Raw genomic sequence first — 23,760 nt, 5'->3', positions numbered from 1 at the left:
ATAATCAGCCATATAGGAGGCTAATTACTATATTAAGATAAGTGCACAAGAATATAGCACTAGTTCATGCTTTCGCCCAGTCAAAAAAGCTTATTTTCACTGAACGAACATGCTTATTGACAATTCATAACGAGCTTAAAATAAACTGCCAAAATGCTTAAAATCCACCCTTAAATGGAAGTTTTTGCGGTTGACAGTTAGGTATGCTGTTGTAAATATTCAGTCGCATGTATTGCTGTTAATGGTCTAGCAAATAAGTAACCCTGCAATATGTCACAGTTTTGGCGTTTCAGATATTCGCTTTGCTGCTCAGTCTCAACGCCTTCAGCCACAACTTTTAGGCCAATCGTTTTACCCATTGCAATCATGGCATTAACTATCGCGTCTTGTTTTGCATCGCCGATTTTTGAGATAAAAGCACGGTCAATTTTCAGAGTGTCTATTGGGTATTCGGTTAAATAAGCAAGGGAAGAGTAGCCTGTGCCAAAATCATCAAGCGCTATTGAAATATGGCGTTGTTTGAGGGCTTGTAAAACGACTTTTACACTTTCTGTATTTTCTAGAAAAGCAGACTCGGTAATTTCTAACTCAAGATTCTGCCCTGAAATTGAATACTGAGCTAGGATGGTATCAATATCATGAAGTAGTTGTCCGCGTAAGATTTGTTGTACCACGATATTGACTGCAATATGAATATCTGCGAAGCCGAGTTGCTGCCATATATGCAATTGCTTAGCAGCCTCATGCAGGACAAATTGTCCAATATCAGAAATAAGGCTGGTACTTTCTGCTAAAGGAATGAATATGTCAGGCATGATCAGCCCTTTGGTTGGATGCTCCCAACGGATGAGGGCTTCGAAGCCATCAATTTGATCATTTTGGGCGATAATCTTTGGCTGATAATAAACGACGAGTTCGTTGTTTTGAATCGCTTTTCTTAAGTCGAGTTCTAAATCTGAATATTTGGCGGTCAGACTCGCTCTTTCATTTGAATAATAGCGAATGGTGTTCCCACCCAAGCGTTTTGCTTCGTTGAGGGCCTGTTCTGCATGGGTATTTAAATTATCAACTTGACGCCCATGCTCTGGAAACATTGCCACGCCCACAGAAATACTGACCAAATATTCTTGGTCAGAGATATAGAAAGGTTGGCAAAAGTTTTCAACAATATTATTGCATAGTTGATGAATAGGCGGATGTAATGGTGACATCTCATAAATAATGGCAAAATCATCAGCGCTTAAGTGTGCAACCAAAAGGGCATCGATATTGCTAACACGTAAGCGTTGAGCAACTTGTTTTAACAGTTCATTGCCCGCTTGATTGCTAATCAATTCATTTAATGTGCGGAAACGATCTATGTTCAAACGAATCACAGCAAGGTGCTGAATAGACGCGTCACTGATTAAATACTGATGAAGCTGCTGTTGATAATAAAAACGATTCGGCAGGTCTGTTAGCGTATCGTAGTTGGTTAAATAAGATAAACGTTGCTCTTGATGTTTACGTTCGGTTTGATCCGAAACAATGCCGATATAATTGATGACTTGGTCTTGTTCATTTTTGACGGCATTGATATGAATCCACAGGAAACATGACTTTCCTGAATGATACGTCTCTTGAAACTCTCCTTCATACTCATATTCTTCGCTTAATGTGTCGAGTATTGAAAGTTGGAAGTTTTGATGATGCGGTTTATTTTGCTTGGTAATGTCAAACAGGTGTTTATTTAAAATAGCTTGCTTATCTAATCCTGTCATTTGTTCGTATTTGGGATTAACTTCAACATAGTTAAACTGTTCGTCCAAAATAAATATGCCTTCAGACGCTTGTTCAAAAACACTGGCAGAAAGCTTCAAGCGTTCTTGATCTTTACGTTCTTGATTGATATCTCGATAGACACCAACCATACGTAAAGGTTTTCGATTTACAGGATCTCTTTGAATCACTTGTCCAACATCATGTATCCACGACCATTCGCCATTTGGACGCTTAATACGAAAAGTCTCTTCATATCGTGCTATGTGTCCATATAAATGACCATATAAGGTGTTTTTTACACGTTCAATATCATCAGGATGGGTGATCTTGTGCAACAGCGCATAGTGGTTATCTGAGTCGCGCTTAACAGGTTTACTATGTGTGTTGGTTATTCCTATGGTCTGATTTTCTAGATTCCATTCCCAAGGGTGTATACCCGCAGTTTCATGTGCAAAGGCAAGGTTTTGTCGGTGTTCTTCTAAGCTTTCATTCATTTGGGTGAGATCAAAAGTACGATCACGAACTTTTTGTTCCAATAAATGATTATTAAATTGTAATTGTGCTTCTATATCTTTGGATTTATTGATTTCTCGCTGTAGCTGCTGGCATAGTTCTTCAGTCCATTGATTATGTCGTTCAGAAACATCCATCAGTTGTTTGTTTTTTTCAAGTACGCCTGAAAGACGTTTATGGATTTTATAAGTTGCTTGTGCGCATAGTAATGTTGCAAAGAAAGTTGAGTAATACGCGAGATAGAACAGCGTCTGGTGATGATCACCAAATAGAATTTGTGAAATAATCAGTGGAACAATACTGGGAATAAAAAATAATAAAAAATATCGAATATGTTGGGTTAAAAATGTAAGTGCAATGATATGTGATGTCGTGAGGAGCAAGGCGGTTAAGATTGAAATATGTGAGCTTGTTAGGCTAGGTACATCATGGATGAGATAATAATTAATAATAATGGAGTTAACGCCGAGCAATAAACCCGTAAAAAAACATATTATTTGAAATAAATGGTTGGTTCTTTTTAAGAAAAGTGGGGATGAGGTGTGTTGTAAAGAGAATCGACATAGAAAAAAGAACAGCAGAAAAACAATTAGAGTAATACAGATCCAAACAGTGAAAATGTTGGGACTAAAAGAGTAGAAAACACCAAACAACACATAATCTAAAAGACAAATACAGAGTACACTGAGCACAAAAGTACGGATATGGCTAGAACAATTGATCAAATCCGTATAAATAGGTGGCGGTGAATCTTGCTTTTGAACCCCAGACATACAACGAATAATCCTTTTCATTTTTCATGCCTACAGCTTTTATTTTTGTAAGCAGAGTTGAGTGCATTTAAATTAACGCTAAACCCAATGGAAAGCAATCCACATATATCATTTGATGGAAAAGTGATAGTTCAAAATAGACAAAGCCACAACTGGAGCAGTTTCAGTTCTTAAAACACGGTCGCCAATGCACCAGTTTTTAAACTGGTTTTGATTTGCGGTTTCGATTTCAGTTTCACTGAGGCCACCTTCAGGACCGATTAATAATGCTAAATCGGGTGAACTGTCTAATAATACATTTTCTTGAGTTTTGTTTGGTGCTAAAACAAAGCGAGATGGCGGGAGTTGGGCTGACTTGACCCAATCGATTAATGCGATAGGAGCTAACACCTCTGGAACTCGGTTCATGCCACATTGTTCACATGCGGCGATGGCGACAGATTGCCAATGCTCTAATTTCTTTTGATCACGATCATACTTGAGTCGCATTTCGCAACGTTCGCTGGTCAAGAGTTGAATCGTTGTAACGCCAAGTTCAGTCGCTTTTTGAATCGCATAATCCATGCGATCGCCTTTACTCATGACTTGGCCTAAAACAATTTGAAAAGGGGGCGTGCGATCAATTGGATCAAAATGATCAACGGATACCAATGCATTTTTCTTATTGATTTCAGTCAGTGTTACAACGTATTCACCACCTTTTCCATTAAAAAAGATGGCTTGTTCTTGTTCTTTTGCACGTAATACCCGTACCCAATGGTGAAACACCGATTCCGTTAATTCAATGGTATTGCCAGTATTTAATTCGGTTTCGATATAAAAACGATTCATGCTTGGATCAGGCTCGTACAAATTAGTTTAAACCAAGATCAACAACCAGTTGTTGAGTCGGTTCAGTTTGGTTCATTGAATAAAAGTGAAGTGATGGTGCGCCACCAGCGATTAAACGTTCGCAGAGTTTCACAATGACTTCATGGCCGAATGCTTTGATACTTTTGCTGTCATCTCCATAAGCTGCAAGCTGCTTACGAATCCAACGAGGAATTTCTGCGCCCGTGCCATCAGCAAAGCGGATCAAATTACTCGCATTGGTAATCGGCATAATCCCAGGAGCAACGGGGATATTGACACCCGCTTTATCAAGACGTTCCATAAAATAGAAATAAGCATCAGGATTAAAGAAGAACTGTGTAATCCCTGCATTTGCACCAGCGTGTACTTTTTCAACGAAACGTTGAATATCGACATCAAAGCTTTCGGCTTGGGGATGCATTTCGGGATAAGCAGCAACTTCGATATGAAAGTGATCACCCGAATATTCACGGATAAAGCGCACGAGGTCCTGAGCGTATGGAAGCTCACCTAGGCCAACCTGACCTGAAGGTAAATCTCCGCGTAATGCCACGATGCGATCAATACCTTGAGACTTGTATAAGTCTAAAAGCTCAGCAATACGTGTTTTATCATCACCAATACAAGATAGGTGAGGTGCAACAGGCGTACCACTGCCATTGAAATCATGAATTGCAGCTAAAGTTCGTTCACGTGTAGAACCACCAGCGCCGTAGGTAATCGAGAAAAACTCAGGATTCAATTGCTGTAATTCTTGGTGAACAGTACGTAGTTTCTCCGCACCTACATCAGTTTTTGGTGGGAAAAACTCAAAAGAAATAGGAACACGTTTGGTCATTTCAAATCCTTTTTTTTATTTCTTTTCACCTCCCCTAAATCCCCTCCTTAACGGAGAGGACTTTTTGATACTCATTAGGGTAACGAATATCACCTCTCCCTAAGAGAGAGGGCTAGGGAGAAGGGTACTAAAACTTAGTATTTATAAGCGTCAGCTTTGAACGGACCTTCAACAGGAACGCCTAAGTAATCCGCTTGCACTTGAGTCAATTGTGTTAATACACCACCAAAACCAAGGACCATGGCAGCAGCAACTTCTTCATCTAATTTCTTCGGAAGTACTTCTACACGGATTGCAGCTTGCTTTTGATCAGCAGGTAGATCTGCAAATTTCTCAGCGAACAAATGCATTTGACCTAATACTTGGTTTGCAAAAGAACCATCCATGACGCGTGATGGGTGGCCAGTTGCATTACCGAGGTTAACCAAACGACCTTCAGAAAGAAGGATCAAATAGTTACTTTCATCTTCTGAACGATATACTTGGTGTACTTGTGGTTTTACTTCAACCCACTTATAACCACGTAAATATGCTGTGTCGATTTCTGTATCAAAGTGACCGATGTTACATACGACTGCACCCGCTTTTAAGCTATCGAGCATTGCAGAATCACAAACATGGTAGTTACCAGTTGTGGTGACGACAAGGTCAGTATTGCCTAATAGGTCTTGGTTAATATCTTCTTTTTTGCCTGTTTGTACGCCATTTTTATATGGTGATACAACTTCGTATCCATCCATACATGCTTGCATTGCACAGATTGGATCAACTTCAGTTACACGTACAATCATGCCTTCTTGACGTAAAGATTGCGCAGAACCTTTACCCACATCGCCATAGCCAATCACAAGTGCACGGCGACCAGAAAGTAGCATGTCAGTGGCACGTTTAATGGCATCATTCAATGAATGACGGCAGCCATATTTGTTGTCGTTTTTAGATTTAGTGATCGAGTCATTCACGTTGATCGCTGGAACTTTAAGTGAACCATCTTTCCACATTTCTAAAAGACGTTGAACACCTGTTGTGGTTTCTTCGGTAATACCGTGGATGCGTTCTAAAAGTGCAGGGTATTTGTCATGAACAAGTGCAGTTAAGTCACCGCCATCGTCCAAGATCATGTTGGCAGCCCAAGGCTGACCATTGACATTGATTTGTTGCTCTAAACACCAGACATATTCTTCTTCAGTTTCACCTTTCCAAGCGAATACAGGAATACCGCGCGCAGCAATTGCAGCAGCAGCGTGATCTTGAGTAGAGAAAATGTTACATGATGTCCAACGAACTTCAGCGCCTAACTCGATTAAAGTTTCGATTAAAACGGCAGTTTGGATTGTCATATGAATACAACCCAAGATTTTTGCACCTGCAAGCGGTTTAGCCGCTGCATAACGCTTACGCAAACCAATCAAGGCTGGCATTTCAGCTTCAGCAAGTTTGATTTCTTTACGGCCGTAGTCAGCAAGTGAAATATCGGCAACTTTATAATCTGTAAATGAAGCATTCACCGCGTTCATCAGGATCTCCTAGAAAAAATAGTGTGGATCGTTTTGTTCGCGGATGCCGTTGTCTTGGAAGCATTGCTTCTTACGCCGAGCCTAGCAAATTGATTTTTAGTGCCAATCAATTGTCGCAGCATCCCTCGACTAGGGCATTATCATACTTGGAAATCGGTTGAGTTCCAATGAAATTTTGAATGAGATGGTGAGAAAATGAGGGAATAAATAGGGGCAAATATATCATTAAAAAATTTATATAGATGCTTTAGGGTTTCTTATCCATTTGAAACCCTAAATTTTAAAACTGACCATTACGCTTTCAAGTGATCTTCAAATTCTTCACCGAGCTGCATTGCTAAAGAATTTCCAGATAAATCACAAGTGACTAAACCATATTCTTTTTTAAAGCTAAAAGTAAAACCGCGATTATCTGTCAGATTTTTAACCGAATATCCTAACTTTTCCAACCAAATACGAAAAGCCAATAAATTTTTTGCTTTAACAACTCTGTTTTTCATAGCCGAACTCCTTGTGAACCTGTATTCATTAATAAGGGTTGCTTAAATTTTTTTAAAGGGGGATTGCATAGATTTATTTTGCTACATGTAAATAATGTAAAAATAGAGTAATTTTTAAGTATTTTGTTCTAATTGAATTTGGTTTAAGTGTCTGTATTTAATTGTGAAAAATATATTTGTGTATTTGAGTAAGTGGTTTCAAACTTAAAAATAATTTAATTAAAAATGTAAAAAATAATTTCATTTTTCAGTTTGGTTCTATGTGAAAAATGAAATCATTTTTTATTTGATCGAATCGATTAAAACTGATCTTTCAGGCTACGGATTCGAGCAAAATCCTCGGCACTCTCGGTGCGCAAGAAAGGGTTGGTTTCTAGTTCTAACTCAATGCTACTAGGTAGCGTGATTTGATCAGATTCTCTTAATGCTTTGACCTGTTTTATACGCTCTTGTAGTGCAACATTGTTCGGTTCAATGGTGAGCGCAAACTCAGCATTTGCTAGCGTATATTCATGAGTACAATAGACTTTGGTTTGGATTGGCAACGCAGCTAGACGATTTAAAGAATGATACATTTGTTCTGCTGTACCTTCAAACAAACGTCCACAACCCATTGCAAATAGGGTATCACCGCAGAATAGACTATCAATTTCTTCAATAAAATAAACGATATGACCTAAGGTGTGTCCCGGTGTCGCAATGATTTCAATCTTTAAATCATTGAAATGGAAATGGTCATTGTGTTGCAGTGGATTTGAGATGAAAGCAATTTTACTCAATTCGTCACGCGGGCCGTATACGGGAAGATTATTGTTTGCGGATAACTCTGCTACACCATTGGTATGGTCTGGATGCCAATGGGTGAGCCAAATTTGCTTGAGTTGTAACTGGTGTTGTTCGCAGAAATCACTGACCAGACTGGCTTCAGTGGGGTCGATCGCAATAACTTCATTTGAGCGAGTATCTTCCAATAACCAGATATAGTTTTTTAAGGCATTTTTTACGTCAATTACATGAATCTTATAATGCATAGCCGATTCCTAAACCTTTCGTCATGTGGTTATTTGAAGCTGTCGATAAACGCTTTTTAGAGCTCCTAGTGTAAGTGCAAATGCGTAACAGTGCAAAACTGCTGTTGATGAACATCGCGTAAATATGACTTTTTTGGGCAAATTTTGACAGCTTAAATCAGGGTGGATTTTTATCATTGACAAGCTAGGTGTTTTACATAAAGATGAGATAAAAGCCATATAAGTTAATGGTTTATATTATTTTCAATGGCGTTAAATAGATCGCATATTAGACGGTGTTCATAAATCCCTTTTGTTTCTTATGGTGAGAGAAAGACTAAGAGGGTATGAATAATTATGAATGAGCTCTATTCAATATCATCAAAATGAAGGGATTTATCCTGTTTAAGTATTGAATGTTGATTTAGGCTAGGGGGATGTGCCATTTGCTAAGATGGCATTGAAAAAGACAAGTTATTGTAAATAAATATAATTTAATGAGCGCAAAGCGGAAATAAATCACAATAAGACAGAGAGGGAATCATGTCAGATTTGGTCGATCATGAAGTGGTCGTTATCTTTAGAAAATATTTATATCCTCTATCTGCCAAACTTACAGAAATGCTTAATGAGCACTTTAGTCATCAAACGGAACGGCGTGGTTGTGGATATACCCAAGCAACACGTGTGATCGCAGAATTTGTTTCGCAACCTCGCGATGCGCTTGGTTTTCAGGATTTTCGTATTTTTGAAGATTATGAAACTAAGGCTTTGAAAAGTATTTTGAATCAAGCATCTTCCTATGGTTTGGAACTAACGAGTTGGCGGAATCTTGATATAAACTCGGATGTGCAGCAATGCTTAGTGCGTTTGAGTCCACAAGAATTATTTGCGAAAAACTTGCAGCAGCAAGTCGATTTTCAAGCGAAGCTTAGAAGCATTCATCAATATGCCGAGCTGGAGGAAAGTGTACTGATTTGTCAGTTATTGGCAGATATTATTCTTCCTCAAAGTGCCAAAAATGGCTTGATTGAATGCAATGCTTTGCCAGAAAAGCCCAAAGTGGGTTCTTGTCCAATGGCTGAAAAATTCTTTCTTCGAATTGCACATCATCGGTTGCTTAGACAGGGCGAGATAAATATTTTTGTTGATGAGCATGAACAACCGATTATGATGGAAAAAATGAATATGGGGGACAATCACTCCTGTATTAGCCTTGTTTCATTATTGATGAATGGGGTTCGTTTACCAGCAGGCAGCCTTTTTTCAGCAAATTATGAAATTGAGCCAATAGAAAAGCACCAAAATAAACACTATAAAGGACATGTGATTCCGATTTCTGCGATCAATGGATTTTGGTTTCTAAGATTAACGACTTTAGCCGTTTCACCGAAAAATCGTGCCCGTGCGTTTGGTTATCACTTTAAGCAACAGGTGGATAACGGATTGTTTAGACCTGATATCACTGAACTGGGGCAGCTTATGGAAATCGCTCAAGGTCAAATCTCTGTAGGATATCCATGCTAAAAGCTTGTTATTCACCACGCTATTATGCGCAAACGCATACCAATAGCATGGAAAAACTGACCGCAGTTGCGAATGTGCTTCGTACCAATCAAATGGTTGAGTTGATTGATCCAGGTTTGATTGATGTTGAAATTCTTAAAAAATTACACAATCCCCAATATGTGGAGGCTTTTCTTTCAGGTCAATCTAGTTTTGCGACGATTCAAGGCTTTAAACCTTGGAAAGTACAATTACGAGATGCAATTTTATCGGTTCAAGCTGGGCAACTGCTTGGTGCTGAAATTGCGTTAAAAGAAGGGGTTGCTGCGAATATTGCGCAAGGTTTTCATCACGCCAGTTATGAGTCGGGTGCTGCCTACTGCACCTTTAATGGTTTGGCTTTGGTTGCGAAACAGCATCCTGAAAAACGGATTTTTATTTTAGATTGCGATCAGCATGGTGGCGATGGCACAGCCGTATTTGCGAACCGAATGACCAACCTTGTGAATTTTGGAATCTTTGGTATTCGCTTCGGTTGTAAGGCGAGTGAACGCAGTTTGACTCGCTATATTCATCCCAAGCAAGGCAACTTCGATTTATACCGTGAGGCTGTTCTAGAGGCATTTCAATATGCTTCGCGCTGGGATACTGATTTAATTATTTATCAGGCCGGTATGGATTGTCATCAGCATGACCGCTATGGTTCAAAATGGTTCACGACAGAATTACTGTTTGAACGAGATCGTTTGGTCTTTGAAATGGCAAAGAAAATGAATATTCCATTGTTGTTTGTTTTGGCTGGAGGATATCAACCCTTAGCTGATCTCGTTCCTTTACATGTCAATACATTTAAGGCTGCGACTGAAATCTATTTTCCATAAAAATACTTGAGATAAAAAAAGCTCTCATATTGAGAGCTTTAAGCTGTTAACTCAATGATTAACGTATTTTTGCTAACCAATCACCAAAGGTTTGCACAAATTGAACCAACAATAAAAGCACGATCACGGTCAGAATTACAACACTACTATCAAAACGTTGATAGCCATAAGAAATTGCCAAGTCACCAATTCCGCCCGCACCGACTGCACCTGCCATTGCCGTTGCACCAATCAAGCTAATCGTTCCCGTGGTTAAGTTTAGAATAACTGAGCTCCGTGCTTCAGGAATAATAAATTTGAAAACGATTTGCCAAGGCGTTGCGCCCATTGCTTGAGCAGATTCAATGATTCCTTCATTGACCTCAAGTAATGAGGTTTCGATTAATCGACCTAAATATGGGCCAACATAAATGGTGAGGGGAACAATCGCTGCCCACGTTCCGATTGATGTTCCAACGAGGAATTTAGTAAATGGAATAACTGCGATTAGCAAGATAATGAAAGGAATCGAACGTAACGCATTGACGATTGGGTTGAGGAAATAATAAATCGCTCGATTTTGTAGGATACCACCTGTACGTGTCACTACTAAGGTGATGCCTTGGATGAAGCCCCAAATACAACCAAAAAGCAGTGAGAAGAATACCATTTGTAAGGTTTCTTGTAAGGCTGTCACAAATTGATCCATGGACAAAGAACTTTGCCAAAAAGGCGCAGTGATTTCAGTCAGCCAGTGTACGATAAAGTCTCTCATTGGCTTACTCCAGACGGTTCAACTTTGACACCTTGTTGCTCTAGGAATTGGATTGCTTCTTGGATGATGCGTGGGTCACCGAGCAGTTGTATAAACATTTGCCCAATCACTGTACCGTTAATCTCGGTCATGTTGGCAAACAGAATATTCAAACTAATATCAAACTGTTTAATCACAGACTGAATCACGGTTTCTTGTGCTGATGTACCTAAGAATTGCAGGTTATAGATACTGTTATGGTGCTTGTGTTCGAGATTGTTGAGAATATTGATCGGCAGTTGTTGCTGTAATACGGTTTGGATAAAGGTTTTGGTTGTGGGATGTTGTGGTTGACTGAAAATCTCTAAGGTCGAACCTGTTTCAATCACTTTACCCGCTTCCATGACAGCAACGTAATCGCAAACTGATTCGATCACATCCATCTCATGGGTCACCATCACAATGGTAATATTTTGTTCTTGGTTAATTTTCTTCAACAACGCTAAAACAGATTTGGTGGTTTGCGGGTCTAAAGCAGAGGTTGCTTCATCGCAAAGTAAAATTTTGGGATGATTGGCGAGGGCGCGAGCAATACCCACACGTTGTTTTTGACCACCTGAGAGTTCGTCAGGGTAGGCATCTTTTTTATGTTTGAGATCAATGAAATCTAACAGCTCGGCTAAACGCTTTTCTCGTTCAGCTTTACGATGACCGAGCAATTTAAGCGGCATTTCAATATTTTCAGACACTGTTTTAGTCTGTAATAAATTAAAGTGCTGAAAAATCATGCCGATATTCGCACGTTCGTTACGAAGCGTGCGCGCATCCATCGCAGTAAAATCTTTTTGATGAATAATCACTTGCCCTTTAGATGGGCGTTCTAGCAAATTAATCAAACGAATTAATGTACTTTTACCTGCGCCACTATAACCAATAATGCCAAAGATACTGCCTTCTGGGATCTCTAAATCGATTTGATCCAGCGCATTAATGGTTTGGCCATTTAGCTGATAGTGTTTGGAAATATTTTTAAATTCGATCATATCGTCAATACTAAATTAAAAAGAAAACAGGCAAAATCATTTGCCTGTTTTGTAGAGCGTCGGAGCGTAGTATATTACGAATTCGCTTCAGTGAGATAGCTTGTCGGTTTGTTTACATCAACCTTAGTGCCATCAAAGTGTTCTTGTACATATTTTTTCACAGCTTCAGTATGATAAAGCGCACCAACTTTTTGTAGTACCGCATCATCTTTACGTGATTCAGCCGTCGCTAAAACATTCACATTGAGCTTGGTGCTTTGATCAACAGGCTCATAGAAGATCGCATCTTTAAGAACGTTCAAACCACCTTCCATTGCAAGCGTATTGCCTAATAAAATTGCATCAACTTCATCTTTTACGCGTACAGCAGTCGCCATTTGGATCGGTTTAATCACAATCTTTTTAGTATTTTCAATAATATCTGCTGGCGTACCTTTTACTGGGTCAAAGTCAGCTTTTAACTTGATTAAGCCTGCGCTTTGTAAAAGTAATAATGCACGAGATTCATTGGCACCGTCGTTTGGAATCGCAATGGTTGCACCTTCAGCAAACTCTTCAACTTTCTTAACTTTGCTTGAGTAGATGCCCATAGGCTCTAAATATGTGGTTGAAACAGGTGCAATCTTATCTTTATTTGCAGCATTGAATGCAACAAGGTAAGCGTAAGATTGGAATGCATTGAGATCAACTTCTTTGTTCGCCGCAGCAGTATTCATCGCAACGTAATCAGTGAAGTTTTTAATTTCGAGTTTAAGACCAGCGGCTTTGGTTTCAGGTAATGTTGCAATATGACGCCAGATATCAGCATCTGAACCTGTAGAAGCGATGACCACCGTTTGTAATGCAGCGGCATCGCCGTTTTGATCGGTAGCTGTGGTATCTGGTTGTTTACTGCATGCTACAAGTAATAATACAGATACACTTAAAAAAAGACTAATTAGCTTTTTCATGTATAAATCCTAATCAAAATAATGTCGGAAAATCACGTGGTTTCCGCATTAAAGATTGTAATAGATTGCGATGCTATTGATTGGCATTGAATTCAAATAATCATGTGAATAATTTTTGAAGCATTTGCCAATACAAATTTCACAACATGAGAAAAATAGGTGAACATTCATGTTCCAGTTTGCTATAGATAAATAGCACAGTGAATCATTCACTTACTTTTGAAATTAAATTTGGATTTAGTCGTTATTTGTCAGGCGCAGTTAATGATTCTAATCAATTGAAAATAATGGAAAAGAATTTTATCTGAACATAAAAATAACAGCTAAAAATTTTCACAATCATAGCAATATTTTAGATCAGGTTATAGTGGAGTAAACGATACTCAGGGGTATAAATATATGATTATTTGAGGGAATTGTGTGTTAAGTAAAGATAAATGAATGAAAATTTTACAGATTTTTTAAATATTTGTTTAGATAATTCAATTGAATAGTGAATATATATTTTTTTGCATGTGTTATATAAAAATTGAATAAACAACTGGGCACTGCTTTGATTTGAGCAATAAAAAACCTTCCGAAGAAGGTTTTTCGACTTGAGAAAATTTATTCAGCTTTTTCACGAGCAATCGCGCGGTAACCAATATCGCTACGGTACTGCATACCTGTGAACGTCACTTGACCGCAAACTTCTAGCGCATTAATTTGTGCTTCAAGTACAGTATCGCCCAGTGCTGTTACGCAGAGTACGCGACCGCCTGCAGTGACAATATGTCCATCAGCAGTCATGGCTGTACCTGCATGGAAGATCTTAGTATCTTCTGGAGATTGACCGATACCCGAAATTACATCACCTTTACGGACGGTTTCTGGATAACCCTCAGCAGCAAGAACGATACCGATCGATTTACGCTCGTCCCATTCTGCTTCACTTGGTAAGTTACCCTCAATACCTGCTTCAACGAGATCAATCAGCGATGATTTTAAACGCATCATAATTGGTTGTGTTTCAGGATCACCAAAGCGGCAGTTGAATTCGATGACACGAGGTTGACCTTGCTCATCAATCATCAAACCTGCGTATAAGAAACCTGTATAAACGTGACCATCCGCAGCCATACCATCAACGGTCGGGCGCATCACTTCATTCATGACACGTTCAAAGACTTCAGCAGTCACAACTGGGGCAGGAGAGTAAGCTCCCATACCACCTGTATTTGGACCTTGGTCAGCTTCAAAGATACGTTTGTGATCTTGTGAAGTCGCCATTGGCAAAATGTTGTTGCCATCAATCATACAAATGAAAGACGCTTCTTCACCCGCAAGGAACTGTTCAACCACGACACGTGAACCTGCATCACCAAACTTATTGCCTGCAAGCATGTCATCAATGGCAGCAAAAGCTTCTTCGTTGGTCATTGCCACGATCACGCCTTTGCCAGCAGCTAAGCCATCCGCTTTAATGACGATCGGTGCGCCATTTTTTTCCACGTATGCTTTAGCGGCATCTACTTCGGTGAATACATCATAAAAAGCAGTCGGAATGTTATGACGCTTTAAGAAATGCTTGGCAAAAGCTTTTGAACCCTCAAGCTGCGCTGCGTATTGTGTTGGTCCCCAAATTTTTAGACCTGCTTCACGAGCAGCATCAACCACACCATTCACCAATGGTGCTTCTGGACCAACAATCACCAATGCCACATCATTTGCTTTTGCAAAAGCAATCACGGCTGGGTTGTCTAAAATATCAAGTTCGACGTTTTCACATTTATCTTCTGTTGCTGTACCTGCATTACCCGGAGCAACAAAAACTTTAGCCACTTTTGTATCTTGTGCGATTTTCCATGCAAGTGCATGTTCACGGCCACCGCTACCCAAAACTAAAATATTCATTATTAAGTTATTTCCTTTTTCAGTATTTAAGAATATACCTGTTCAGAATAAAAAAGTCCCCCTGAGATGCGACTAGTAAGGCATCGCAAGAAAGAGGGACTTGGGTGTTATTAATGGCGGAAGTGACGCATGCCTGTAAAGACCATTGCGATGCCAGCTTCATCAGCTGCTGCAATTGTTTCTTCGTCACGCATTGAACCACCCGGTTGGATAATACATTTAATGCCTGCTTTAGCAGCATTATCAATACCATCACGGAATGGGAAGAATGCGTCAGATGCCATTACTGCACCTTCAACCACTAAACCAGCATGTTCAGCTTTAATCGCTGCAATACGTGCAGAATTGACGCGGCTCATTTGACCTGCGCCGATACCCACAGTTTGACGATCTTTTGCATAAACAATCGCGTTTGACTTCACATATTTCGCCACTTTCCAAGCAAAGATTAAATCATCAACCTCTTGTTCAGTAGGCGCACGTTTGGTCACAACTTTTAGGTCATCTTTACTGATCATACCTAAATCTTGGTCTTGAACCAGTAGGCCGCCGTTGACACGTTTGTAATCAAGTTGTGGCGCACGTGCATCAATCGCAGGGAGTTCGCCACAAACCATGACGCGGACATTCTTTTTCGCGCCAGTCACTTCAAGTACGCCATCAGCGATGCTTGGAGCAATAATCACTTCAACGAATTGACGATCAACAATCGCTTGTGCAGTTGCAACGTCCAATTCGCGGTTGAATGCAATGATGCCACCAAACGCTGATTCAGGATCAGTTGCATAAGCGAGGTCGTAAGCTGCTTTGATGCCATCTAGTGAAACAGCAACACCACATGGGTTCGCATGTTTGACGATGACACAAGCAGGTTTTACAAATGACTTCACACATTCAAGTGCCGCGTCGGTATCAGCGATATTGTTATAAGACAGTTCTTTACCTTGTAATTGCTTTGCAGTTGAAACAGATGCTTCTTGTGCATTTGCTTCGACATAGAAAGCGGCGCTTTGGTGTGGATTTTCACCATAACGTAAATCTTGTGCTTTATTCAGTTGGGTGTTGAATGTGCGCGCGAACGTATCCGCTTCACCTTCAGTTTTACCCACACGTGCGCCCAAATAAGATGCAATCATGCCATCATATTGCGCGGTATGTTCGTATGCTTTTACCGCTAAGTCGAAACGCGTTTCGTAAGATAAAGTCCCATTTGCTTTTAATTCAGCAATGACCGTATCGTAATCAGCAGCATTGACAATAATACCAACAGATGCATGGTTCTTCGCAGCAGCGCGAACCATCGTTGGACCACCGATATCGATGTTTTCAATCGCATCAGCAAGTGAACAGTTTGGTTTTGCTACTGTTGCTGCAAACGGATAGAGATTTACCACAACGAGATCAATTGGATCGATATCGTGTTCTTGCATTACAGCTTCGTCTAGACCACGACGAGCCAAAATACCACCATGAATTTTTGGATGCAGTGTTTTGACACGGCCATCCATCATTTCAGGGAAACCCGTGTGTTCAGAAACTTCCACGACGGCGATATTGTTGTCTTTAAGCAACTTATATGTACCACCAGTAGATAAAATTTCTACCCCGAGAGCTGCAAGATTTTGAGCAAATTCAACGATTCCAGTTTTGTCTGAAACAGAGATTAAAGCACGTTTGATAGTCATGATTTTAGTCAACAGTTTGAAGTCTACAGATTAAAACAAAGGCACAAAAAAAATGCCCACGAGAACGTGAGCATTTTATCAATTATTCACTCATTAAACCGTGAGCTTTTAACTTTTTGCGTAAAGTTCCACGGTTAAGGCCTAGAATCTCAGCAGCACGTGTTTGGTTGCCACGAGTATATTCTAAGACCACAGATAAAAGAGGTTTCTCCATTTCTGCTAAAACCATGTCATACACTTGAGATGGTTGCTCACCTTGCAATTGTGCAAAATAATGACGAACTGCGCGATCTACATGGATGCGGAGAGCGACATCAGATTGAGCCGTAAAAATAGGAGATTTGCTATTCATGCGTTTTAATCCGAAAAATAAAAATATCACTTGGATAAAGTGATATATAAATGTGGTCTGAATTACTGAGCCCTGTTTTAGATCCTAAAACAGTGACTCTAAAACAATGGGACTATTAGCTTGCCACAAATCCTCGAATTGTGTAAAAAATAAGCGTAACAATAGTTAAATATTTGTTACAGCCTACTTTCAAAAACAAAAAAACCGACAATGCGCTTATGGGATAGAAGCACAGTTCGTTTAACTATTTTTTGTCTATAAATAACGAGGAGTATGTAGGTCAAAGCTTTCGTGGCGCGTATCATACCACTGTCTACGAAAAAGTGAGCAAATTAACTGCACTTTTTTTATATTTTTTTGTCATTTTTTTTCGTTTTTAGGGTTGTACAATTTCTAAACTATAGTCATTGAAGCTGTTTTTGCTATTTGGGATGGTAAATTCAAACCTAAAAGGGCTATTTGTCGGGATGCGTTGAATCGTCTTCAAGCTATCAACCAAATAGTTTTGGGGGGTTAATACCGTATTTGAAATCACTTCACCATTGTCTTTCAAAATAACTTTAATGGCAGGAAGCACAACACTGTTTTCATGTCGGTTGACGAGCGTACCTGAAAAGCGTGTTGAATTTTGATCAGCAGGTCTAACTTGTACTTTTTCAAAGTTTAAATATTTATACTGCTCATCTCTTGTTTTACAAGTTAAAGCGCCGCATGCGTAGTTAAAGATCCGATTTAATGCAGGGCTTTCGTGCATCAATTTAGGATTGAACCATAAAATTTGAAAGGCAAATACCAGTATAAGGGTGATATTGCCAAGCCCCCAAAGGGTGTAGTACAGCCAACCGTGTTGTTTTTCAGTCGAAGTCTCATCTATGAGAACGGTGTCTTCTGAAAGGTTTAAGTTGGGTAAAGCAGTGACTGGTTCGGTATTGAAATAATTTAGGTTGTTTAAATAGGTCAATAGATCGATATTTGAGTTTTCAATTTTTTGATCAAAAATACTTAAAATTTGCATTTGCTTTTCTGCAAATGAGCTGTTTGGTTGGATTGAAGAAAATAATGAACGATTTGCAGGTACGGCAATCGTTTCATCTTCTTCAGAAGCGAGTAAATTAGTGAGTGCATTAAAGTTAATCACACATTTTGGACAACAAACCATACCCTGTGCAACGCTGAGTTGTGAAAGGGTCACTTTGTACACGGTTGAGCATTTAGGGCAGCGGGTTTGTTTTTCACTCATAACTTATAGAGATCTCAAGTTGTTGTTTTACGTTTTCCTGAAATGCGACACCAGTTTTCTTCACGCTTTTCGATCTCTAATATATCAAAAAACTGAGAGTAAACACTAGAAACATCAGCAACTTGCTCTTCTATTACACCAGCAAGTGCGAACTCGCCCTCATTTTTTAATAAAGTTGAGAATTCAGGCGCAAGTGCCATTAACGGTGCTGCCAAAATATTTGCAACCAGTACATCTGCTTGTTGTTGTTTAAATTCTTGATCGAACTCTTCTGGTAAGCCTACATAAAGACCATCAAGTACACCATTTAATTCTGCATTTTGTTTGGTCGCCAAGACGGCTTGTGGGTCAATGTCTGTTGCATAGACCTTTTTTGCGCCGAGCAACAATGCTGCAACACCTAAAATTCCTGAGCCACAACCATAGTCGATTACGATTTTGTCTTTGACATCGGTTTTGCCTAACCATTGTAAGCACAAGAATGTACTGGCATGGTTACCTGTGCCGAAAGCTAAACCAGGATCAAGCTTGATGTTGGTTGCGTCTGCTTCTGGAGGTTCTAGCCATTCAGGTACGATCCAGTATTTCTCACCGATTTGGATTGGCTCATAATAGTCCATCCACGCACGTTCCCATACTTGGTTTTCTAGATATTCATGACGCATCGGAACATCTGGAAGTTGTGCTTTTAAGAATGCTTCCAACGTATCGACATCAATTGGATCATCTTCTTCTTGTTGATAAATGCCTGTAACAATGACTTTGTTCCAAAGTGGTGTTTCACCTGGTAATGGTTCAAGTAAAGCCTGATCTTCGGCATCATCTAAAGTTACACTCACTGCGCCTAATGATAGGAGTAGGGTTTCAGTAAGTTCAACTTGATCTTGATCGACAGTAATATGAATTTGTAGCCAGTTCACAGGACAACCTAAGTAAATGTATTTGGGATTATTGTAATGGATTCAGGCTTATTAAAGGGCTTATAAAATAGACAGATTACAATTTTAAGATGAAATGTATGCAGTTTCTAAGAATTCGGTATTTAAAAAACATGAAAGGATGCCAAATCACGCGGCATCCTTTCTTTCATTGAATTTTCATTTAAGCACTTTGATTGATTTAAGGTGCTTCTTGATCATTATCCATCATCGGTTGTTCGGTATTTTCCATCGGAGCAGCAAGTTGGGATGGTGCTTCTGCTGGCATTTCAGTCGATGTGCTTACTGGGCGTGGTTCAGATTGCGTTTCTGAAATTTTGCTTTGTGTTTCGACTGGTGCTTCAGAGGCAGGCGTTGGAGGTTGGAAGCTTAGCTTGTTGTTTTCATCGCTTTCACAAGCACCGTTAAAAACAACACCTTTGTGGGCAAATGAAACCGCATCACCTTGTTTCTTACCTTTACATACTTGCTGATACTTCTGGGTCAGTGGATCAGTGGCAGTTTTAGCGTTTGCTTGAGCCGTTACAGTAAAAAATAAACCACAGATTAATGATGACAGTAAAAGCTTCGAGTTCATTTCATTTTCCTAAAGTATTTGTTCTGTACTTTTAGGATAGAAATATTTTGAGATAAGACAGTGGTGATCAGGTTAGCAATTTTAGAGCGCTTTGTTAAAAGTACAGGGAAAATGCAACAGAAAGTTTCTTTTTGTGTCATTTTTCGCCTTATCAATCCTTTGTAGCCGATAAGAATCTCACTGCTTTTTGTCAAATAACAAGGAAAATCCTGTATAATGCTCTGTCATTTTTTGAATACACATTTACCACTATGCACTATCCTAAAGTTTACGACGTTATCGTAATTGGTGGCGGTCACGCTGGTACGGAAGCGGCGCTTGCGGCTGCACGTATGGGAAGACAAACATTATTGTTGACGCATAATATTGAGACTTTGGGGCAGATGAGCTGTAACCCTGCGATTGGTGGTATTGGTAAATCACATCTAGTCCGTGAAATCGATGCGCTCGGTGGTGCAATGGCACTGGCGGCAGATAAAGGTGGTATTCAGTTCCGTATTTTAAATTCGCGTAAAGGCGCTGCAGTTCGTGCTACACGTGCGCAGGCTGACCGTGTTCGTTTTAAAGCTGCGATTCGTCATACCTTAGAAAACCAAGCAAATTTAGACATTTTCCAACAAGCGGCAGATGATCTTATTGTTGAAGGCGATACGGTTAAAGGTGTTGTGACCCAAATGGGCATTCGTTTCGACACTAAAACTGTGGTGTTGACGACGGGAACATTCTTGGGTGGTGTCATCCATATTGGCTTACAAAACTCAAGTGGTGGTCGTGCGGGTGATCCACCTTCGATTGCCCTTGCTCAGCGTTTACGCGAACTCAAATTACCAGTGGGTCGCTTAAAAACAGGCACACCACCTCGTATTGATGCGCGTACGGTTGATTTCTCAGTCATGACCGCACAACCGGGTGATTTTCCATCTCCTGTGATGTCATTTATGGGTGATGTGTCGATGCACCCAGAACAAGTGAATTGTTATATCACGCATACAAGTGAAAAAACCCATGAGATTATTCGTGGTGGTTTAGATCGTTCGCCGATGTATACTGGTGTGATTGAAGGTGTTGGACCGCGTTATTGCCCATCGATTGAAGATAAAATTCATCGTTTTGCAGATAAAGATTCGCACCAAGTTTTCCTAGAGCCTGAAGGCTTGGATACCCATGAACTTTATCCAAATGGGATCTCAACTTCATTGCCATTTGATGTGCAGTTCAATTTGGTTCGTTCGATTCGTGGTATGGAAAATGCGCATATCTTACGACCGGGTTATGCGATTGAATATGATTATTTCAATCCACAAGCACTTAAATTTACGCTTGAAACCAAAGCGATTCAGAACTTGTATTTTGCCGGTCAAATTAACGGTACAACGGGTTATGAAGAAGCGGGTGCGCAAGGCTTACTTGCTGGTTTGAATGCTGCTCGCCGTGCTTGGGAACAAGAAGAATGGACACCAAAACGTGATCAAGCTTATATGGGCGTATTGGTCGATGACCTCATCACTTTAGGTACTAAAGAGCCGTACCGTATGTTTACTTCACGTGCAGAATATCGTTTGATGTTGCGTGAAGATAATGCCGATCAACGTTTAACGCCGATTGGTCGTGAGCTTGGTTTGGTTGATGATGAACGTTGGGCTGCTTATAGTGAAAAAATGGAAGCGGTCGAGCGTGAAACCTCTCGTTTACAGCATTTATGGGCTGCACCAAATAACCCAATGGGTAAAAAGTTTGTTGAAATGACAGGTGCAGATCTCAGTAAAGAGTGTAGTGCGATTGATTTGTTGAAACGTCCAAATATTAATTTTAGTCAAATCGCAGAATTGACAGGTTCGGATGTTGCTCAACATGTGGGTGAGCAGATCGAAATTGCTGTGAAATATGAAGGTTATATTAATCGCCAACATGATGACGTTGCTCAAATGAAGCGTTTGGAAGAAACCAAGATTCCTGTTGATTTTGATTATGATATTGTGTCGGGCTTATCTCGTGAAATCACTCAAAAATTAAAGACCGTTCGTCCTGAAACATTGGCGCAAGCCAATCGTATTCCAGGTGTGACTCCAGCCGCGGTTCAGTTGGTTATGATCACGATTCGTAAAAATAATATGGCAAAGAAATCAGCGTAACGTTCAGCCATATAAGATAAATCCTAAAAACACCCTTTTACCAAAAAGGGTGTTTTTCTTTGTGTATCATGTCTTACTATTTCGTGTGTACTGGACTAGGTATCTAAATTAATGAAGAATTGGATGTTTTTATTCATTGCAATTATTGCTGAAGTGATTGCAACTTCAGCTTTAAAAAGTAGCGAGGGTTTTACTAAACCGATTGCTTCAATTATTGTCGTGCTTGGTTATATTATTGCATTTTATTGTTTGTCTTTAACCTTAAAAACGATTCCTGTTGGTATTGCATATGCGATTTGGTCTGGGTTGGGGATTGTACTCATCTCGGCTGTGGCTTGGATCGTCTTTGATCAAAAACTAGATGTTTGGGGCATTGTGGGGATTGCCTTGATTATGTGTGGTGTACTGATATTGAATTTGTTATCGAAAACCAGTGTGCATTAGTTGAGTAAAAAAACCGAGCTAAAGTAAGTAGCTCGGTTTTAGAAATGTGATATTACTTAATATAAATTAACGCCCTGCAAAATCAAATACACCATTTAAAATAATGTTTTTATTCACTTCATCAGCAGGAGTTCCTTTAAGTGTTAGCATCGTATTTTTAAAGGTTACTTGGTTGTTTTTTGGGTCATAGCTTACCCCTTGGCATGATTGAGTTGCATTACATTCATAATTGTATTGTATTTCCTCTAACAATAATCCTGTACTAGGATTGGGATTATTTCTTGTTGCTTTGAAATCAATTTTCTTAATTTTATTATCAATGATGCTGACGTCGATTGTATCATTTCCGAATTTTTGTATATTGTGATTGCTAACATCAAAATATAAAGCAGGCTGGACGGAGTGTAGAGTATCCTCATTTTTTAAAACAGGTGTTATTTGAAGTTGAGTGAATGGTTTGTTAACTTTTAATGAGCCATCAAGTTGTAAATTGGTCTTAGCGCATTCAGATGGAATAGGCATATTGGGAAATAATGGTGCATTATTTTCATAGCTATATACTGCTTGGTTGAATGCTAAAGTAATATCATTAGAATTTTCAGTCGGCTGAATAGATCCGAGTTCTTTAACTGGGAGTGTGAGAAGCGAAGACATACACGCACCAGAGAAGCCATACAATACTTCTGTTTGCAGTGAAGACGCTATAGCGAGATTGTCTTTAATGTAGGTCGTAAACTCACCTAATTTTAAATCCGCATCAATTCCGTTATCAGTATGTGAACTAAAAAAGAGTGCACTTGTTTCTGGATCATAAATTGCTCCTATTAAAGAAATAGCTTGCTGGTTTGCAGAAATATTCAATTGGCTGGTTTTTCTTATATTTTGCAAAGTTTGTGGAGGAGTTGAGAGGGAACCAGAAAGTTTTCCGTTTAAAGAAATATCGCTTTTTTCAATTGCGGATTGATTATCTTTATTGATTGGAGAAAGACTTGTAATATTTGGGGTTGATAGTTTTGTATTAACGAAATTGATTTCACTATAGCCCGTTTTTTCATCAAATTTAATATCAATATTCTTACAAGAGTCAAAAGCAAAGGATTCTGAGCAAGCAAAAAGATTTGGTTTCGATAGGTTTTGAATTTTCTCATTGAGATAGTTCTCCCCAATAGAAATGTTCAATATTTTCTTTAGAATTGGGTCGTAATTAACATGTAGAGTATTGGCTATATCATTTTTATCGAAATTAAAACTAAATATAATTGAAGCAGTACCTTTGTCAAAATGATGCGTAACAGCGTAAGCATTTATATCTTCATCTTGATTGCTACTTCTTCCTACAATTTGAATGATTGGATCTGAACCTTTTTGGAGTGTTAGATTACTTTCAAATGTTGTTGTAAAAGCTGCTGGGTGAGTTGTATTGTTTGCTTTATACTCGCTATCACTTCCCCCACAAGCTGAAAGTAGTAGTGATGTAGCTAAAAGAGCGGCATAGGATTTTGCATTTAACATTTTAATATTCTACATAGGATTATTTTTAGAGTTGAATAATAACTATTAGTGATGGTGTTTTGAAGTATTTAATGGAATTAGTTTAATAAAAAGCCTAATCAATAATTAGG

The 23,760-nt window shown here is 39.3% G+C and carries 20 protein-coding genes; 4 read left to right on the top strand and 16 right to left on the bottom strand.

The genetic code is table 11. The annotated features are described in order from the left end of the window. Positions 1–197 precede the first annotated feature (197 nt). The 6 genes from J2Y37_RS07080 to gloB form a co-directional block, all read right to left on the bottom strand. A complete protein-coding gene (locus J2Y37_RS07080) occupies positions 198–3,068 on the bottom strand; it encodes an EAL domain-containing protein (RefSeq protein ID WP_349032349.1) in 2,871 nt (956 codons plus the stop codon). 87 nt (positions 3,069–3,155) lie between these two features. Continuing rightward, positions 3,156–3,878 carry a 16S rRNA (uracil(1498)-N(3))-methyltransferase gene (locus tag J2Y37_RS07075; RefSeq protein ID WP_349032348.1) on the bottom strand — a complete coding sequence of 241 codons (723 nt, stop codon included), beginning with the start codon at positions 3,876–3,878 and terminating at the stop codon, positions 3,156–3,158. A 22-nt stretch (positions 3,879–3,900) separates the two neighbouring features. Next, positions 3,901–4,737, bottom strand: coding sequence for a methylenetetrahydrofolate reductase [NAD(P)H] (gene metF / locus J2Y37_RS07070; protein WP_005197609.1), 837 nt, complete (start codon positions 4,735–4,737; stop codon positions 3,901–3,903). A 134-nt stretch (positions 4,738–4,871) separates the two neighbouring features. Next, the gene (gene ahcY / locus J2Y37_RS07065; RefSeq protein WP_349032347.1) at positions 4,872–6,254 is read right to left on the bottom strand and encodes an adenosylhomocysteinase; all 1,383 of its coding nucleotides are present in this window, start codon (positions 6,252–6,254) and stop codon (positions 4,872–4,874) included. Between the two features lie 293 nt (positions 6,255–6,547). Next, positions 6,548–6,754 (bottom strand): hypothetical protein, encoded by a 207-nt coding sequence (locus J2Y37_RS07060; RefSeq protein ID WP_004670577.1) that lies wholly within the window; start codon positions 6,752–6,754, stop codon positions 6,548–6,550. Positions 6,755–7,053: 299 nt separating this feature from the next. After that, positions 7,054–7,785: a hydroxyacylglutathione hydrolase gene (gene gloB, locus J2Y37_RS07055; RefSeq protein WP_349032346.1), complete on the bottom strand. Its 732-nt coding sequence runs from the start codon at positions 7,783–7,785 to the stop codon at positions 7,054–7,056. Between the two features lie 522 nt (positions 7,786–8,307). Between gloB and J2Y37_RS07050 the strand changes: the two genes are divergently transcribed. Then, positions 8,308–9,291 carry a hypothetical protein gene (locus J2Y37_RS07050; RefSeq protein WP_349032345.1) on the top strand — a complete coding sequence of 328 codons (984 nt, stop codon included), beginning with the start codon at positions 8,308–8,310 and terminating at the stop codon, positions 9,289–9,291. Then, a complete protein-coding gene (locus J2Y37_RS07045) occupies positions 9,285–10,151 on the top strand; it encodes a hypothetical protein (protein WP_349032344.1) in 867 nt (288 codons plus the stop codon). Before J2Y37_RS07050 ends, J2Y37_RS07045 begins: the two co-directional genes overlap by 7 nt. Before the next feature lie 58 nt (positions 10,152–10,209). On the opposite strand, the gene J2Y37_RS07040 is transcribed toward J2Y37_RS07045, so the two are convergent. The 9 genes from J2Y37_RS07040 to J2Y37_RS07000 form a co-directional block, all read right to left on the bottom strand. Further along, positions 10,210–10,905: a methionine ABC transporter permease gene (locus tag J2Y37_RS07040; RefSeq protein ID WP_349032343.1), complete on the bottom strand. Its 696-nt coding sequence runs from the start codon at positions 10,903–10,905 to the stop codon at positions 10,210–10,212. Continuing rightward, positions 10,902–11,927, bottom strand: a complete 1,026-nt coding sequence (locus J2Y37_RS07035) for an ATP-binding cassette domain-containing protein (protein WP_004670582.1) — start codon at positions 11,925–11,927, stop codon at positions 10,902–10,904. The genes J2Y37_RS07040 and J2Y37_RS07035 overlap by 4 nt, the downstream gene beginning before the upstream one ends. Positions 11,928–12,001: 74 nt before the next feature. After that, positions 12,002–12,877, bottom strand: a complete 876-nt coding sequence (locus J2Y37_RS07030; RefSeq protein WP_349032342.1) for a MetQ/NlpA family ABC transporter substrate-binding protein — start codon at positions 12,875–12,877, stop codon at positions 12,002–12,004. 606 nt (positions 12,878–13,483) lie between these two features. Beyond that, positions 13,484–14,770 (bottom strand): phosphoribosylamine--glycine ligase, encoded by a 1,287-nt coding sequence (gene purD / locus J2Y37_RS07025; RefSeq protein ID WP_349032341.1) that lies wholly within the window; start codon positions 14,768–14,770, stop codon positions 13,484–13,486. 110 nt (positions 14,771–14,880) lie between these two features. Further along, positions 14,881–16,458 carry a bifunctional phosphoribosylaminoimidazolecarboxamide formyltransferase/IMP cyclohydrolase gene (purH, locus tag J2Y37_RS07020; RefSeq protein WP_349032359.1) on the bottom strand — a complete coding sequence of 526 codons (1,578 nt, stop codon included), beginning with the start codon at positions 16,456–16,458 and terminating at the stop codon, positions 14,881–14,883. Between the two features lie 79 nt (positions 16,459–16,537). Then, entirely contained in the window at positions 16,538–16,807 is a 270-nt protein-coding gene (gene fis / locus J2Y37_RS07015; protein WP_001086304.1) for a DNA-binding transcriptional regulator Fis, read from the bottom strand. Positions 16,808–17,183: 376 nt separating this feature from the next. Continuing rightward, positions 17,184–18,047: a zinc-ribbon and DUF3426 domain-containing protein gene (locus tag J2Y37_RS07010; RefSeq protein ID WP_121929639.1), complete on the bottom strand. Its 864-nt coding sequence runs from the start codon at positions 18,045–18,047 to the stop codon at positions 17,184–17,186. A 14-nt stretch (positions 18,048–18,061) separates the two neighbouring features. Continuing rightward, on the bottom strand, positions 18,062–18,967 hold the full coding sequence (prmA, locus tag J2Y37_RS07005) for a 50S ribosomal protein L11 methyltransferase (RefSeq protein ID WP_349032340.1): 906 nt from the start codon (positions 18,965–18,967) through the stop codon (positions 18,062–18,064). Positions 18,968–19,166: 199 nt separating this feature from the next. Next, the gene (locus J2Y37_RS07000) at positions 19,167–19,562 is read right to left on the bottom strand and encodes a hypothetical protein (RefSeq protein ID WP_349032339.1); all 396 of its coding nucleotides are present in this window, start codon (positions 19,560–19,562) and stop codon (positions 19,167–19,169) included. A 251-nt stretch (positions 19,563–19,813) separates the two neighbouring features. On the opposite strand from J2Y37_RS07000, the gene mnmG reads away from it, so the two are divergent. Next, the gene (gene mnmG / locus J2Y37_RS06995) at positions 19,814–21,694 is read left to right on the top strand and encodes a tRNA uridine-5-carboxymethylaminomethyl(34) synthesis enzyme MnmG (RefSeq protein ID WP_349032338.1); all 1,881 of its coding nucleotides are present in this window, start codon (positions 19,814–19,816) and stop codon (positions 21,692–21,694) included. A gap of 111 nt (positions 21,695–21,805) precedes the next feature. After that, a complete protein-coding gene (locus J2Y37_RS06990; protein ID WP_349032337.1) occupies positions 21,806–22,138 on the top strand; it encodes a multidrug efflux SMR transporter in 333 nt (110 codons plus the stop codon). A gap of 66 nt (positions 22,139–22,204) precedes the next feature. Here J2Y37_RS06990 and J2Y37_RS06985 read toward each other — a convergent pair whose 3' ends face one another. Then, positions 22,205–23,650: a hypothetical protein gene (locus tag J2Y37_RS06985; RefSeq protein WP_349032336.1), complete on the bottom strand. Its 1,446-nt coding sequence runs from the start codon at positions 23,648–23,650 to the stop codon at positions 22,205–22,207. Positions 23,651–23,760 lie beyond the last annotated feature (110 nt).

Source organism: Acinetobacter sp. 3657 (assembly GCF_031456775.1).
Classification (GTDB): Bacteria; Pseudomonadota; Gammaproteobacteria; order Pseudomonadales; family Moraxellaceae; genus Acinetobacter.
Note: the sequence above shows the minus strand (reverse complement) of the source record. Positions and strands in the feature narration are given on the sequence as shown.